Genomic DNA, 14,735 nt, shown 5'->3' with positions numbered 1-14,735 from the left:
ATGACACGGTTTCGATCCGACTGGGACTTTGGGTTCAGCAGTCTGACCAAGTTCTTCTATGGCCCCTGGCGGCACGAACGGACTGCGCTCGAAACCGTCGGGGACGCAGCCGAGGGCCATCTTGACGATCCTCCGGGTGCCGCAGCCGAGGCGATCCTGGAGGATACGCTGCGGCTGCTGGAGTCGCCTCTTTCCACCGAAGCGCTCACCACAATCTGGCTGGCGGCGTCAGGTCGCGGCTACAACCTGCCGTACTTTGGGATCGATACCCGGGACTGGCTGCGCCAGATCATCGACGTCTCCGTTGAACGGCTGCGACAGGTTGATCCGGCATACACGGTGGCCGCTCCGGAGCCCGCCCCGGATACGGCAGCCAGTGCTGTCCTGGATGAACTCAGGCTGGTAGCGCCAGAGCTGACGGCCAAGGTCGCAAGCCGGAAGGGCTACGAGATCGAGGGAGTGGTGCCGGCGCTCGAGCAGGTCGTCACTCAGGTCGACCCGGATCTTGGGTTCCGGCTCTTCCTCCGGACCCTGATCGTGTACCGGGTGCCGATCAGTGAAGCTCAGTACTCCAGGTACGAAGCCCTCGGTGAGCGTTTTGGGTACGGTGAATTTCACGTTTCCGACACTGACTGGCTGAGGGACCTGCCCCGGGGCTGACCGTAGCTTCTAGCCACGGCTTGCACCCATTACGGGGTGCAGTGGGTTAATTCGGGCTCTGGTGTGACGTCGGTCTTCATGACGTGGTTGTGGTCGTGAAGACCGACGTTGCTGTTTGGATGGGGCGGCGCTTCGTTCAGGCTGGGCCGGTCGCAGCCGCCATCAGGCCGCCGATCAGGATCGCCGCAAACCCCCGCGCCCATTCGTCGTCCACCGGCTCCGCGCTCACCAGGGTGCGGTGGACGACCGCGCCCGCGATGACGTCGAAGATGAGGTCGGCGTTGCGGGCCGCCGAGGCGGGGTCGGGTTCGTGGGGGAGCTCTCCTCGGGCCTGGGCGCGGGCTCGGCCGAGGAGGACGAGGGACTTCTGGCGGTCGACGATCGCGGAGCGGATGCGCCTCCGCAGCGCGTCGTCGCGGGTGGATTCGGCCACCACCGCCATCAGGGCCGTCCTGGTCTCCGGGCGTTCCAGGAGCGAGGCGAACTGCAGGACGACGCCCTCGATGTCCGCCCGGAGGCTGCCGCGGTCGGGGAGCTCCAGGTGCTCGTCGAAGAGGGCGGCCACCGCGTCCACGACCAGTTCGTTCTTGCCCGCCCAGCGGCGGTAGAGGGTGGTCTTGGCGACCCCGGCGCGGGTCGCGACGTCGCCGAGCGTCAGCTTGCCCCAGCCCAGCTCGACCAGGGCCGCGCGGGTCGCGTCGAGGATGGCGCGATCGGCCTCGGCGCTGCGTGGGCGGCCCGTGCGGCGGGCCGGGGGAGGGGCGGCGGAGCTCATGGAGGGACCTTACCGCCGAGTAGGCGCCGGGGTATGAGGCAGATCACAGGGTTGGGGAGGGGGCGTTGCGGTTACGCTACGGGTCGTAGCGTAAGAGCGACAGCCACTGGCGCCGGGTGGGGACCCGGCGCGGAACAGTCAGCCGCCGTCCGCCGGTTTTCCGGTTCGCCGTGCCGAGGGGGGAGGATAGGGCCATGCAGCCACGGAACATGTCCATGAGTGGAGTGGTCGACCTCGCCGCGGTGAAGGCGGCCGGAGAAGCCAGGCAGAAGGCGGAGCAGGCGCGCGCGGAGGCGGCGCGCCACGGCGTGGCCCCGGCCGCGGGCCGCCTCGTCTTCGACGTCGACGAGGCCGGCTTCGAGACGGAGGTCCTCCAGCGGTCCGCCGAGGTGCCCGTCGTCATCGACTTCTGGGCCGACTGGTGCGAGCCGTGCAAGCAGCTGGGCCCGCTGCTGGAGCGGCTGGCCGACGAGTACGCGGGGCGCTTCGTCCTCGCCAAGGTGGACGTCGAGGCCAACCAGCTGCTCTTCCAGCAGTTCGGCGTCCAGTCCATTCCGGCCGTCTTCGCCGTGGTGGCCGGCCAGGCCCTGCCGCTGTTCCAGGGCGCGGCGCCCGAGGCCCAGATCCGTCAGGTGCTGGACCAGCTGATCGCGGTGGCGGAGCAGCGCTTCGGCATCGTGGGCGCGCCCGTCGCGCCGGGTGAGGGCGAAGAGGCGGCCGCCCCGAAGGTGCCCGCCGGCCCGCATGACGCCGCCCTGTCCGCCGCGCACGACGCGCTGGACGCGGGTGACCTGGGCGGTGCCGTCCGTGCCTACGAGAACGTGCTGACCGACGACCCGGCCAACGCCGAGGCCAAGCTGGGCCTCGCCCAGGCGCGGCTCCTCCAGCGTGTCCAGGGCGTGGACCCGCAGGCGGTGCGCAAGGCCGCCGCCGACGCGCCGGGCGACGCGGCCGCGCAGATCGCGGCGGCCGACCTCGATCTCGTCGGCGGCCATGTCCAGGACGCCTTCGGGCGGTTGATCGACACCGTGAAGCGGACGGCCGGGGAGGACCGCGACGCCGCGCGGATGCGGCTGCTGGAGCTCTTCGAGGTGATCGGCCCTGACGATCCCCGGGTGACGGCGGCGCGTACCGCGCTGTCGCGCGCCCTGTTCTGACAGACGCTCGACGGGCACTCGTCCCTCCCGCGTCACATGCGGAACGGGCGACCGCGCTTTACCAAAACTTGGTAAACGTGGTCCCTGTTACGCGCGGTAAGGAAAACCCGGGCTTTCGCCCGGGTTTTTCTGTTGTGCCCCCTCGGCCGCGATCACGTTCCGGCGCCGGGCGGTCCGGTGGCGATACATACCGGCCGCTCGTTGGTTATCCGCTCGTTACTCGCAAGTAATCAACCTCTTGTGCCCCGGCCCCCGATGGACCACGATCGGGCCAGCCCGGTCCGCTCCCCGCCCGGCCATCGGTCGTGCGCGGGTCGCGGGTCCCCGCCGGGCGGGCCGGCGGCACCGTCCGCCGGTCCTGGGACAGGGGGGTCCCCGTGCGTCAACGGCGGGGCCTGTTCCGGAGGTTGCGCGAAGGCGTGGCCAGTGGTTGTCGCTCGGGGGTGATCGCCGGTGTGTGACGGGCGCGGCAGGCGCCAGCGGATGCGACGGCGCTCTTCTTCCCGAGGACGTAGCTCTTCTCCCATCCCCGCACGGGCAGCCGGCCCGTACCGGGGATGTACGTCCGAGAAGGAGGACAGTCGTGAAGGACCGGACTCGTGGCGGGACCAGATGGCGCAGGTTCGCCGTCGTGATGGTGCCCGGTGTCGCGGCGTCGGCCGCGGTCGGTGTGGCCGTCGCGCAGGGCGCCCTCGCGGCGTCGTTCAGTGTTTCGGGCCAGCAGTTCAAGGTCCAGGCCGGGAAGATGGTGGGCGAGGACTTCGTCCAGTACGGCGCCCTCGACCAGAACTCGAAGGGTGCCCACCCGGTGGCGGTCGTCGGCGTGAACCACGCGACGATCAACAACCTCTGCCAGTCCGTCGTCGTGCCCGTCCCGGGCATCGGGGACGTGTCGATGGTGCTCAAGGCGGGCGACAAGGAAGCCGTCGACGCCAAGCAGCTCTACATCGACGCGGAAGCCCTCAAGGCCGACGCGGTGTTCGAGGACATCGACATCGGCGTCTCGGTGGACGACACCCTCAAGGGCAAGGGTGCCGGCAAGGGCCCCGGCCCGCACGCCGGCGACAAGTATGTGCCGGGCTCGTTCGCCCAGCAGGCCAGGCGGGTCACCTTCACCGACGCCAAGCAGCGGGCGTGGGCGACCACCGCGGGCACCTTCACCCTCAAGGGCCTGAAGATGAAGGTCGGCTTCGGCAAGGACGAGTGCTTCAAGGACTCGGAGCTCGACTGACGGGACGGGCGTGGGACCGGGCCGCCCGGCCCCACGCCCGTCACCGGCCGCCTTCCGCGACCGCGACCACGACCGCGCCCGCGACCATGACCGCGCCCGCGACCATGACCGCGCCCGCGACCATGACCGCGCCCGCGACCATGACCGCGCCCGCGACCATGACCGCGCCCGCGACCACGACCGCGCCCGTGAGCACGACCGCGCCCGTGCGCGCCACGCGTCACTGAGCGCCACGCACCACCGATTCGCCAGTCCCGAGGAGCTGTACACCATGAGCGCCGATACGCGACCACGGCTGATCGACACGCTCGGCCGCATCCGCCGTTCGTTCTGGGACTGGCGGGGCCGACGCCCCTTCTGGGGCGGGCTGTTGTGCATCCTGGCCGGTGTCCCGGTCATGTACATCCCGTACCAGACGGTCTCGCTGGGCGATCTCCAGTTCCGGATGGCCACGACGGCCGGCGCCGGATCGCTGATCATCGGCGTGCTGCTGATCGTGCTGGGCCTGACCATGTGGTACCAGCCGCAGTCGAGGGTCTTCGCCGGTGTCGCGGCGATCCTCCTCGCGCTGGTCTCCCTCGTCGTCTCCAATTTCGGCGCCTTCCTGGTGGGATTCCTGCTGGCGCTGATCGGCGGTGGCTTGGGAGTGTCCTGGGCACCGGGGCAGCCGCAGCCCGCGCCGGCCGACGAGCCCGCGGGGAGGCACCGTGCCGACTGACCACACGGGCGGCCGCGGCGGCGGGAGCGGCCCGCGCCATGCCGCGCCGAGAAAGCCGCTGCTGGCCCGGCTGAACATGCCGGCCGGCAAGGCGGTCGCCCTCGCGGCGATGCCGGGCGCCGTACTGATGGGCATGGGCCTCACGCCGACACTGGCGCAGGCCAAGCCCGCACAGCCGCTGAACCCCTTCGGGGACGCGGGGTGCGTGATCGCGCCGGACACGGTTCCGGAGCCGGACGCGGCGCGGAGCGGGACGCCCTCGCCGGCGCCGCCGGCCGCGAGTCCCGGTACGGACCCGGCCGCGAACGAGCGCCCCGGGGCCGGGGGCACGCCCCGGCCGAAGACCACGCCCGGCGCCGAGGAGAAGTCGTCGGCACCGGCGGACCGGGGCCAGGAGCCCCCCACCCCGTCGTCCGGCCCGCGGCCCGCGAAGACCCCGCCCGTACCGGACCGCGATCCGGCACCGGTCACCCCGCCCTCCGGGACGGTCGACCCGCTGGATCCGCTGGGTCTCGGCAAGAAGCTCACCGACATCCTGACCGGCGGGAAGAGCGGGACGCAGCCGGCCGGGCCGACCGCCGGGACCGGCCCGTCGACGTCGCCCTCGCCCTCACCCTCGCCGTCGGAGCGGCGGACGCCGCCGAAGCAGCCGAAGCCGCCGGGGCCGCCGAGTTCGGACAAGGCCGCGTCGGGGCCGACGGCCGAGCCGAAGCCGTCCGCGACTCCTTCCGCGTCCGTGACCACTTCGCCTTCCGCTTCCGCTTCGGAATCGCCCTCGCCCACTCCCTCGCCCACTGGCGAGACCGGCGGCAAGCAGCCCGGCCCCTGCCCCAAGGGCACGGTCGTCGACGAGAACGAGCACCGCGCCTTCCCCAGCAACCCCTGGTATCTGGAGGCGAGCAAGCTGACCCTGACCGGTCTCACCTACGAGGGCGTCAAGCGCATCACGACGGCGAACGGTCAGCAGAAGCCCGTGCTCAAGTTCACCGCGGACGCCCTGGAGATCAGGGATCTCCACCAGATCGTCAACAGCCAGGGGAAGCAGTACCACGTGGCGGGGATGGGAACGACCTCGACGCTCAAGGGCGGCAAGGTCACCATGTACACGGAGGAGTTGAAGGGGAATCTCCTCGGGATCATTCCGTCGACCCAGTCGCCGACCAGCCTGCCGCCGCTGATCCCAGGGCTGAAGCTGCCGATCCCGATCTTCTTCACCCATGTGAAGATCCGGCAGGCAGGGCAGTTCGGGGGGACGCTGCACATCCCGAACCTCCACCAGTACGTGACCGACGGCACGTATCCGTAGGCCGGGCGGGCCGGTACGACGACGGCGGCCGCCGCCCCGGGAAACCGGGAGCGACGGCCGCCGTCGTACGCCTGTCGGCGCGCCGGAACCTAGCGGTTCTCGCCGCCCAGGTGGTGCACCCGCACCATGTTGGTGGTGCCGGGGATGCCGGGCGGGGAGCCCGCCGTGATGATCATGATGTCGCCCTCGGTGTAGCGCTTGAGCTTGAGCAGCTCGGCGTCGACCAGGTCGACCATCGCGTCCGTGTTGTCCACGTGCGGGACCACGAAGGTCTCGACGCCCCAGCTCAGCGTGAGCTGGTTGCGGGTCGCGGCGTCCGTGGTGAAGGCCAGGATCGGCTGCGCCGTGCGGTAGCGGGACAGGCGGCGGGCGGTGTCACCGGACTTGGTGAAGGCGACCAGCGCCTTGCCGCCCAGGAAGTCCGCGATCTCGCACGCGGCGCGGGCGACGGAACCACCCTGCGTGCGCGGCTTCTTGCCCGGGACCAGCGGCTGGAGGCCCTTGGAGAGCAGCTCCTGCTCGGCCGCCTCGACGATGCGGGACATCGTCTTGACGGTCTCGATCGGGTACGCGCCGACCGAGGACTCGGCGGAGAGCATGACCGCGTCCGCGCCGTCCAGGATGGCGTTGGCGACGTCGGACGCCTCGGCGCGCGTGGGACGGGAGTTGGTGATCATCGACTCCATCATCTGGGTCGCGACGATCACCGGCTTGGCGTTGCGGCGGCACATCTCGATCAGGCGCTTCTGCACCAGCGGGACGCGCTCCAGCGGGTACTCCACCGCCAGGTCGCCACGGGCCACCATCACACCGTCGAAGGCCATGACGACCTCGTGCATGTTCTCGACGGCCTGCGGCTTCTCGACCTTGGCGATGACCGGCACCCGGCGGCCGACCTGGTCCATGACGCGGTGGACGTCCTGGACGTCCTTGGCGTCGCGGACGAAGGACAGCGCCACCATGTCGCAGCCCATGGCGAGCGCGAACTTCAGGTCCTCGATGTCCTTCTCGGACAGCGCCGGGACGTTCACCGCCGCGCCGGGCAGGTTGATGCCCTTGTGGTCGGAGATGACGCCGCCCTCGATGACGATCGTCTTCACGCGCGGGCCGTCGACCTCGGTGACCCGCAGCTCGACGTTGCCGTCGTTGATCAGGACCTGGTCGCCCTTGACGACGTCGCCGGGCAGGCCCTTGTAGGTCGTGCCGCAGATCGTCCGGTCGCCCGGGACGTCCTCGGTGGTGATGACGAACTCGTCACCGCGCACCAGCTCCACGGGGCCGTCCGCGAAGGTCTCCAGGCGGATCTTGGGGCCCTGGAGGTCGGCCAGGACGCCCACGGCGCGGCCGGTCTCCTCCGAGGCCTTGCGGAGGCGGTTGTACCGCTCCTCGTGCTCCGAGTGGGACCCGTGGCTCATGTTGAAACGGGCCACGTTCATACCGGCCTCGATCAGCGACTTCAGCTGGTCGAAGGAGTCGACGGCAGGGCCCAGGGTGCAGACGATTTTGGAACGGCGCATGGGGCAGATCCTATCGGTTTGTTTCGGAGCGGAATATTCGAGCTGTGGGAAAGACCAAGGAACGGATCATGACGATCCGCCGATCAAGAGCTGACCAGCGCGTACGCCTGCGTGGCGATCTCCAGCTCCTCGTCCGTCGGGACCACGGCCACCGCCACCCGCGCGTACTCGGGGGAGATCAGCCGCGGCTCGCCCGAACGGATTTCGTTGAGCCCGGCGTCCACGACCAGGCCCAGCTCCTCCAGGCCCGCCACGGCGGCCTCGCGCACCGGGGCCGCGTTCTCGCCCACGCCGGCGGTGAAGGCCACGGCGTCGACCTTGCCCAGGACCGCGTAGTAGGCGCCGATGTACTTCTTCAGCCGGTGGACGTAGATGTCGAAGGCGAGCGCCGCCCGCTCGTCGCCCTCGTCGATGCGCCGGCGGATCTCGCGCATGTCGTTGTCGCCGCACAGTCCGATCAGACCGCTCTTCTTGTTGAGGAGCGAGTCGATCTCGTCGACGGACATCCCCGCGTTGCGGGACAGGTGCAGCAGCACCGCCGGGTCCAGGTCGCCGGAGCGGGTGCCCATGACCAGGCCCTCCAGCGGGGTGAGGCCCATGGAGGTGTCGACGCAGCGGCCGCCCTTGACCGCGGAGGCCGAGGCGCCGTTGCCCAGGTGGAGGACGATGACGTTGACCTCCTCAGGGGCCTTGCCCAGCAGCTTGGCGGTCTCGCGGGAGACGTAGGCGTGGGAGGTGCCGTGGAAGCCGTAGCGGCGGATCATGTGCGCGTCGGCCGTCTCGGTGTCGATCGCGTAGCGCGCGGCCGACTCCGGCATCGTGGTGTGGAAGGCGGTGTCGAAGACCGCGACCTGCGGCAGGTCGGGGCGCAGGTGCTGCGCCGTGCGGATGCCGGTGATGTTGGCCGGGTTGTGCAGGGGTGCCACCGGGATCAGGCGCTCGATCTCCGCGACGACCTCGTCGGTGATCAGGGTCGGCTCGGTGAACTCGCTGCCGCCGTGGACGACGCGGTGGCCGATCGCGGCCAGCTCCGGGGAGTCCAGGCCCAGCCCGTCGGCGGCCAGCTCCGCCGCGACGGCCTGGAGCGCGGCGTCGTGGTCGGCGATCGGGCCGGTGCGCTCGCGCTTGGCGCCACCGGAGGCCAGCGGGGTGTGCGCCAGCCGCGAGGTCTCCTCGCCGATGCGCTCGACCAGACCGACGGCCAGCCGGGCACCGTCGGCCATGTCGAGCAGCTGGTACTTGAGCGAGGACGAACCGGAGTTGAGGACGAGGACTCGGGTGGCGTTGGAAGTCATCTGGGCTTTCCGTGTGGGGGTTCCGAGGGGGGTACGGGCGCGGGGCGGATCAGGGCTCGACGCGCTCGCCGCGCTGCTCGCCCTGGGCCTGGATGGCGGTGATCGCCACGGTGTTGACGATGTCCTGGACCAGCGCGCCGCGCGACAGGTCGTTGACGGGCTTGCGCAGGCCCTGGAGGACCGGGCCCACCGCGACCGCGCCGGCCGAGCGCTGGACGGCCTTGTAGGTGTTGTTGCCGGTGTTCAGGTCGGGGAAGACCAGCACCGTGGCCTTGCCCGCGACCTCGGAGCCGGGCAGCTTGGTCGCGGCGACGCGGGCGTCGACGGCGGCGTCGTACTGGATCGGGCCCTCGACCAGGAGGTCGGGGCGGCGCTCGCGGACCAGCTCGGTGGCCTTGCGGACCTTGTCGACGTCCGCGCCGGAGCCGGAGGTGCCGGTGGAGTACGACAGCATCGCCACGCGCGGCTCGACGCCGAACTGCGCGGCGGTCTCGGCGGACTGGATGGCGATGTCCGCGAGCTGCTCGGCGTTCGGGTCGGGGTTGACCGCGCAGTCGCCGTAGACCAGGACCCGGTCGGCCAGGCACATGAAGAAGACCGAGGAGACGATCTGGGCGCCCGGCGCCGTCTTGATGATCTCGAAGGCGGGGCGGATGGTGGCGGCGGTGGAGTGCACCGCGCCGGAGACCATGCCGTCGGCCAGGCCCTCCTGGACCATCAGGGTGCCGAAGTAGGAGACGTCGGCGACGACGTCGTGGGCCAGCTCGACGGTCATGCCCTTGTGGGCGCGGACCTTGGCGTAGAGCTCGGCGAAGCGCTCGCGCAGCGGCGAGGTCGCCGGGTCGATCAGCTGGGCGTCGGCCAGGTCGATGCTCAGCTCGGCGGCGCGCTTGCGGATCGCGTCCTCCTCGCCCAGCAGGACGATGTCGCAGACGTCCCGGCGCAGCAGCACGTCGGCGGCGCGCAGCACGCGCTCCTCGGTGCCCTCGGGGAGGACGACCCGGCGGCGGGCGGAGCGGGAGCGCTCGATCAGCTCGTGCTCGAACATCATCGGCGTGACGCGCTCGGAGCGGGCCACGGAGATACGGTTCGTCAGCTCGGCGGTGTCCACGTGGCGCTCGAAGAGGCCGAGGGCGGTCTCCGCCTTGCGCGGCGAGGACGCCTCCAGCTTGCCCTCGACGGCGAAGAGCTCGGCGGCGGTCGGGAAGGACCCGCCCGGCACGGAGACCACCGGAGTGCCCGGGGCCAGCCGGCCGGCCAGCGCCAGGATGTCCGGGCCCGGGCGCTCGTCCAGGGTCAGCAGCACACCGGCGATGGCCGGGGCGCCCGCGCTGTGCGCGGCCAGCGCGCCGACGATCAGGTCCACGCGGTCGCCGGGGGTGACCACCAGGCAGCCCTCGGTCAGGGCGGGCAGGAAGACCGGCAGCATGGCGCCGCCGAAGACGAAGTCCTTGGCGTCGCGGGCGAGCCCGGAGTCGTCGCCGAGCAGCACCTCGGCGTCCAGCTGCTGGACGATCTGGCGCACGGTCGGCGCGGACAGCGCGCTGTCCTCGGGGAGGGCGTAGCAGGGCACCGGCAGGCTCGCGGACAGTCGCTGGGCGACGGCCTCGCGGTCGGCCGGGGCCACCCGGTTGACGACCAGGGCGACGACGTCGCAGCCCAGCGACTGGTAGGCGCGGACGGCGTTGCGGGCCTCGGAGCGCACCGACTCGGCCGACTGCTCCTGGCCGCCGACGACCGTGATCACGGACGCGGCGAACTCGTTGGCCAGCCGGGCGTTGAGGGCCAGCTCGTCGGGGAGGGTGGTGCCCACGAAGTCGGTGCCGAGGACGAGCACGTACTCGTGGTCGCGGGCGACCGCGTGGAAGCGCTCGACGAGCTGGGAGACCAGCTCGTCCGTGCCCCGCTCGGCCTGGAGGGCGGCCGCCTCGTTGTAGGTCATGCCGACCACGCTCTCGGGGGACTGTGCCATCCGGTAGCGCGACCGCAGCAGGTCGACGAGGCGGTCGGGGCCGTCGCCGTGGAAGAGCGGGCGGAAGACACCCACCTTCTCGACATGGCGGGTGAGGAGCTCCATGACTCCCAGCTCGATGACCTGGCGCCCGTCGCCCCGGTCGGTCCCGGTCACGTACACGCTGCGCGTCACGCGTGCTCTCCTACTCGGCTAGTTCTCGGCTAGTTCTCGACTGAAAATAAACCCGTTAGGGTGGGCTTGACCTCTTGACAATACCTGCGCTCGTGGATAAAGCGCCCGTCAGGAGGGTGACGGCGGAATGCGACGCAGGACGTCGGCCCATGAAACAATCGGCCTGGCTCACAGGTACCAGTAGCGAGCAGGAGACACAGCACGATGCGCATCGGAGTCCTCACGGCGGGCGGCGACTGCCCCGGCCTGAACGCTGTCATCCGCTCGGTGGTACACCGGGCGCTCGTCGGCCACGGCGACGAGGTCATCGGCTTCGAGGACGGCTTCAAGGGCCTGCTGGACGGCCGCCACCGCAAGCTCGACCTGGACGCCGTCAGCGGCATCCTGGCCCGCGGCGGCACCATCCTCGGCTCCTCCCGCCTGGAGCGCGCCCGGCTGCGCGAGGCCTGCGAGAGCTCCAAGGAGCTCGCCCGCGACCTCGGCATCGACGTGCTGATCCCGATCGGCGGCGAGGGCACGCTCACCGCGTCCAAGATGCTCTCCGACGCGGGCCTGCCCGTCGTCGGCGTCCCGAAGACCATCGACAACGACATCTCCTCCACGGACCGCACCTTCGGTTTCGACACCGCCGTCGGCGTCGCGACGGAGGCCATCGACCGCCTCAAGACCACCGCCGAGTCCCACCAGCGGGTGATGGTCGTCGAGGTCATGGGTCGCCACGCCGGGTGGATCGCGCTGGAGTCCGGCATGGCCGGCGGCGCCCACGGCATCTGCCTGCCCGAGCGTCCCTTCGACCCGGCCGACCTCGTCAAGATGGTCGAGGAGCGTTTCTCCCGGGGCAAGAAGTTCGCCGTCATCTGTGTCGCCGAGGGCGCCCACCCGGTCGAGGGTTCCATGGACTACGCCAAGGGCGCCATAGACCAGTTCGGCCACGAGCGCTTCGCCGGCATCGGCACCAAGCTCGCCGTGGAGCTGGAGAAGCGCCTGGGCAAGGAGGCCCGCCCGGTCATCCTCGGCCACGTCCAGCGCGGCGGCACGCCCACCGCGTACGACCGTGTCCTCGCCACCCGCTTCGGCTGGCACGCCGTCGAGGCCGCCCACCGGGGCGACTTCGGCAAGATGACGGCGCTCAAGGGCACCGACATCCGGATGGTGCCGCTGGCCGACGCCGTCACCGAGCTCAAGCGGGTGCCGGAGGACCGGATGGACGAGGCCGAGTCCGTCTTCTAGGGCGCGTCCGACGGGTCTTCGTCACGCGGCACCACGGCGCCCCTGACGGGGCGCGCCGCACCCACGAGCGAAGATCCGCCGGACAGACCCTAGTCCCCCCCGCGTATGAACGAGGGCCCCCGTCCGACCGAGTCGGACGGGGGCCCTCGTTCATGGGGTCCCGGGGCTCACTGCGCCCCGATCGCCTCCAGCGTGTCGAGCTTCGCCGCGCGGCGGGCCGGCCAGACCGCGGCCAGCACACCGACCGCGAGGGCCAGCAGCAGGAACACCGCGATCCGGCCCCACGGCACGACCATCTCGTACTGCGGGAAGGACGAGCGCAGCATGTGGCCGCCCGACCAGGCGAGGAAGACACCGGCCCCGACGCCCAGCACCGCGCCGAACATCGCGATCATCACGGACTCCAGCCGGACCATCCGCTTGACCTCGCGCCGGTCCAGACCGATCGCGCGCAGCATCCCTATCTCCCGGGTCCGCTCGAAGACCGACATGGCGAGGGTGTTGACGACGCCGATGACGGCGATGACCACGGCCATGCCCAGCAGCCCGTACATCAGGTAGAGGATGTCGTCGACGCTCCCGGCCTCGCTGCGGCGCAGGTCGTCCTGGCTCTGCACCTTGATGATCGGGTTGCCGAGCGTCTCCTTGATCTTCCCGGGGAGTTCCTTCGCCTTGCCCGGCGCGGCCTTCACCAGCACCTGGTCGTCGCGCGCCTTGTCCTGGTGGGGGTCGACGAGGGCGGGGGTGGAGAGGACCGAGGACAGGATGCTGCTGTCCTTGTAGACGGCCACGACGCGCGGGGCGGCCTTCTTGCCGTCGTAGAACGCCATCGGCAGCGTGGATCCCACCGTCAGCCGGTGTTCCTTCGCGAACTTGTCCGAGACGGCGACGCCGGTCGTGCCCCGGACGTCGGCGAGCGAGCCGCTGACGACGGTCACGGTGACCACCTTGGGGAGGGCCCGGACGTCCGTCGCCGTGACCGACCCCGGGCTCGTGTCCAGCTGGAAGCCCGTCGTCCGTAGCGGCACGGCCGCCGCGACGCCGGGCTGCCCGGCGAGCGTCCGGGCGATGTCGGGGGAGAGCCCGAGGTAACTGGTGGAGCTGACCTTGTAGTCGGCCGTCATGTCCGGGGCGCCCATCGTGGACATGCCCCGGTCGGCGGAGACGGCGCCCACGGTCAGGCCGGTGATCAGGGTGAGGCCGATCATCAGCGCGGAGGCGGTGGCGGCGGTGCGGCGCGGGTTGCGCAGGGCGTTCTCCCGGGCGAGCTTGCCGCTGACGCCGGCGAGCCGGATCGCGAGGCGGCCGAAGAACCGCACGACCGGGCGGGAGAGCAGCGGGGCCAGGACGATCAGACCCGCGAGGGTGAGCGCCGAGCCCGCCATCGCAAAGCTGATGCCGTCGCTGTCCTTGAACTTCGTGACGTACAGCATGAGGCCCACGCCCAGGGCGGTGAGCGCCGCGCCGATGGAGTTGCGCACCACCAGGCCACGGGCGGCCGGCGCCGCCTCGACGGAGGCCAGCGCCTCGACCGGGGCGATCCGCGCGGCCTTCCGGGACGGCAGCCACGCGGCGAGCACGGTCACCACGACGCCCACCCCGAGGGCGGACAGCACGGCCGAGGGCTCGATGACCAGCGGGCCGTCGGGCAGGCTCCCGCCGGTCTGATTGAGCACCGGGTGGAGACCCTTGGCGACACCGAGGCCGAGGACGAAGCCCAGGGCGGAGGCGACCAGGCCCAGCAGCCCGGCCTCGATCAGCACCGAGCGCACCACCTGGCGGCGGGAGGCGCCCACGGCGCGCAGCAGCGCGATCTCACGGGTGCGCTGGGCGATCAGCATGGTGAAGGTGTTGGCGATGATGAAGACGCCGACGAAGAGGGAGATGCCCGCGAAGATCAGCAGGGTCTTGCGGATCGAGCTCGTCTGCTGGTCGATCATCTTGGCCTGGGAGGCCGCGAGTTCCTGGCCGCTCCGGGCCTCGAAGGACTTCGGGAGCATCGCGCGGACCTTCGCGGTCAGCGCGGTCTGGTCGGTGCCGGGGGTCGCGGAGACGACGAGCTCGGTGAACTCGCCGGGCTTGCCGAAGAGCTTCTGCGCGGTCGCGGTGTCGAAGAGCGCCAGTCCGGCGCCCGCGCTCACCCGGGGGTTGTCGGTCGTGACGACGCCGACGAGCTTCTTGGTCATGACCGGGCCGTCGACGGCCAGCCGTACGGTGCCGCCGAGCGTGGCGCCGAGCTTCTTCGCGGTCTTCGCATCGAGGGCGATCTCGCCCTCGGCGGCCGGGCCGCGGCCCTTGACCAGCGGATAGCGGCTGTCCTTGCCGTCCTTGCCGGGGACGTAGTTGGCGCCGTCGCTGCCCCAGTCGCCGCCGACGGGGTCGCCGTGCCGGTCCGCGATCACCGGCATGCCGGAGACGGACGGCCGTACGGACGCGACGCCCGGAATGGCGGCGATCCGCCGTGCCATCCCGTCGTCGAGGGCGTTCTTGTCCTTGGCGTCGGTGCTGGGGCCGCCCGCCGTCACGGAGACGGCGACGTCGTCGAGGCTCTTGGAGAGCCGGTCGCGGTAGGCGCCGCCGACGGTGTCGCTGAAGACGAGGGTGCCGGAGACGAAGGCGGTGCCGAGGAGGACCGCGAGGGCGGTCATCATCAGCCGGGTCTTGTGCGCGAGGAGATTGCGCAGGGCGGTACGGAACATG

11 protein-coding genes and 1 pseudogene are annotated in these 14,735 nt (G+C 71.2%); 6 read left to right on the top strand and 6 right to left on the bottom strand.

Going from position 1 to position 14,735, the window contains the following annotated elements; all coding sequences use genetic code 11:
• A complete protein-coding gene (locus tag ACFYZR_RS10955) occupies positions 1-660 on the top strand; it encodes a hypothetical protein (RefSeq protein ID WP_391908114.1) in 660 nt (219 codons plus the stop codon).
• 136 nt (positions 661-796) lie between these two features.
• Here the strand turns inward: ACFYZR_RS10955 and ACFYZR_RS10950 are convergent, their stop codons facing one another.
• Positions 797-1,435, bottom strand: a complete 639-nt coding sequence (locus tag ACFYZR_RS10950; RefSeq protein WP_391908111.1) for a TetR/AcrR family transcriptional regulator — start codon at positions 1,433-1,435, stop codon at positions 797-799.
• A gap of 194 nt (positions 1,436-1,629) precedes the next feature.
• Between ACFYZR_RS10950 and ACFYZR_RS10945 the strand changes: the two genes are divergently transcribed.
• Together ACFYZR_RS10945 and ACFYZR_RS10940 are read left to right on the top strand one after the other, a co-directional pair.
• On the top strand, positions 1,630-2,592 hold the full coding sequence (locus ACFYZR_RS10945) for a tetratricopeptide repeat protein (protein WP_391908106.1): 963 nt from the start codon (positions 1,630-1,632) through the stop codon (positions 2,590-2,592).
• 583 nt (positions 2,593-3,175) lie between these two features.
• The gene (locus tag ACFYZR_RS10940; protein ID WP_391908104.1) at positions 3,176-3,823 is read left to right on the top strand and encodes a DUF6230 family protein; all 648 of its coding nucleotides are present in this window, start codon (positions 3,176-3,178) and stop codon (positions 3,821-3,823) included.
• A gap of 40 nt (positions 3,824-3,863) precedes the next feature.
• Here ACFYZR_RS10940 and ACFYZR_RS10935 read toward each other — a convergent pair whose 3' ends face one another.
• Positions 3,864-4,040 carry a hypothetical protein gene (locus ACFYZR_RS10935; protein WP_391908101.1) on the bottom strand — a complete coding sequence of 59 codons (177 nt, stop codon included), beginning with the start codon at positions 4,038-4,040 and terminating at the stop codon, positions 3,864-3,866.
• Between the two features lie 54 nt (positions 4,041-4,094).
• On the opposite strand from ACFYZR_RS10935, the pseudogene ACFYZR_RS10930 reads away from it, so the two are divergent.
• Positions 4,095-4,508, top strand: a pseudogene (locus tag ACFYZR_RS10930) (DUF6114 domain-containing protein); the annotation flags it as partial.
• A gap of 22 nt (positions 4,509-4,530) precedes the next feature.
• Positions 4,531-5,847: a hypothetical protein gene (locus tag ACFYZR_RS10925; RefSeq protein WP_391908098.1), complete on the top strand. Its 1,317-nt coding sequence runs from the start codon at positions 4,531-4,533 to the stop codon at positions 5,845-5,847.
• A gap of 89 nt (positions 5,848-5,936) precedes the next feature.
• On the opposite strand, the gene pyk is transcribed toward ACFYZR_RS10925, so the two are convergent.
• The 3 genes from pyk to pta all read right to left on the bottom strand — a co-directional run bounded on the left by pyk (position 5,937) and on the right by pta (position 10,805).
• Positions 5,937-7,364 carry a pyruvate kinase gene (gene pyk, locus ACFYZR_RS10920; RefSeq protein WP_391908095.1) on the bottom strand — a complete coding sequence of 476 codons (1,428 nt, stop codon included), beginning with the start codon at positions 7,362-7,364 and terminating at the stop codon, positions 5,937-5,939.
• A gap of 83 nt (positions 7,365-7,447) precedes the next feature.
• Positions 7,448-8,659 (bottom strand): acetate kinase, encoded by a 1,212-nt coding sequence (locus tag ACFYZR_RS10915; RefSeq protein ID WP_391908093.1) that lies wholly within the window; start codon positions 8,657-8,659, stop codon positions 7,448-7,450.
• A gap of 49 nt (positions 8,660-8,708) precedes the next feature.
• Complete coding sequence (gene pta / locus ACFYZR_RS10910; protein ID WP_391908090.1) at positions 8,709-10,805, bottom strand: phosphate acetyltransferase; 2,097 nt, start codon at positions 10,803-10,805, stop codon at positions 8,709-8,711.
• A gap of 204 nt (positions 10,806-11,009) precedes the next feature.
• Between pta and ACFYZR_RS10905 the strand changes: the two genes are divergently transcribed.
• On the top strand, positions 11,010-12,035 hold the full coding sequence (locus ACFYZR_RS10905) for an ATP-dependent 6-phosphofructokinase (RefSeq protein WP_391908088.1): 1,026 nt from the start codon (positions 11,010-11,012) through the stop codon (positions 12,033-12,035).
• A 167-nt stretch (positions 12,036-12,202) separates the two neighbouring features.
• On the opposite strand, the gene ACFYZR_RS10900 is transcribed toward ACFYZR_RS10905, so the two are convergent.
• Positions 12,203-14,734 (bottom strand): ABC transporter permease, encoded by a 2,532-nt coding sequence (locus ACFYZR_RS10900; RefSeq protein WP_391908085.1) that lies wholly within the window; start codon positions 14,732-14,734, stop codon positions 12,203-12,205.
• Position 14,735: the final 1 nt, after the last annotated feature.

It is taken from the genome of Streptomyces sp. NPDC001678 (genome assembly GCF_042892945.1).
Lineage (GTDB): Bacteria > Actinomycetota > Actinomycetes > Streptomycetales > Streptomycetaceae > Streptomyces.
The sequence above is the reverse complement of the archived record's forward strand: the minus strand, read 5'-3'. Positions and strand labels throughout refer to the sequence as shown.

What these genes read in the sequence shown, in the direction of transcription:
- ACFYZR_RS10950 (WP_391908111.1), bottom strand. Translation starts at nt 1,435, where the DNA reads ATGAGCTCCGCCGCCCCTCCCCCGGCCCGCCGCACGGGCCGCCCACGC.
- ACFYZR_RS10955 (WP_391908114.1), top strand. Translation starts at nt 1, where the DNA reads ATGACACGGTTTCGATCCGACTGGGACTTTGGGTTCAGCAGTCTGACC.
- ACFYZR_RS10900 (WP_391908085.1), bottom strand. Translation starts at nt 14,734, where the DNA reads ATGTTCCGTACCGCCCTGCGCAATCTCCTCGCGCACAAGACCCGGCTG.
- ACFYZR_RS10945 (WP_391908106.1), top strand. Translation starts at nt 1,630, where the DNA reads ATGCAGCCACGGAACATGTCCATGAGTGGAGTGGTCGACCTCGCCGCG.
- pyk (WP_391908095.1), bottom strand. Translation starts at nt 7,364, where the DNA reads ATGCGCCGTTCCAAAATCGTCTGCACCCTGGGCCCTGCCGTCGACTCC.
- ACFYZR_RS10905 (WP_391908088.1), top strand. Translation starts at nt 11,010, where the DNA reads ATGCGCATCGGAGTCCTCACGGCGGGCGGCGACTGCCCCGGCCTGAAC.
- ACFYZR_RS10915 (WP_391908093.1), bottom strand. Translation starts at nt 8,659, where the DNA reads ATGACTTCCAACGCCACCCGAGTCCTCGTCCTCAACTCCGGTTCGTCC.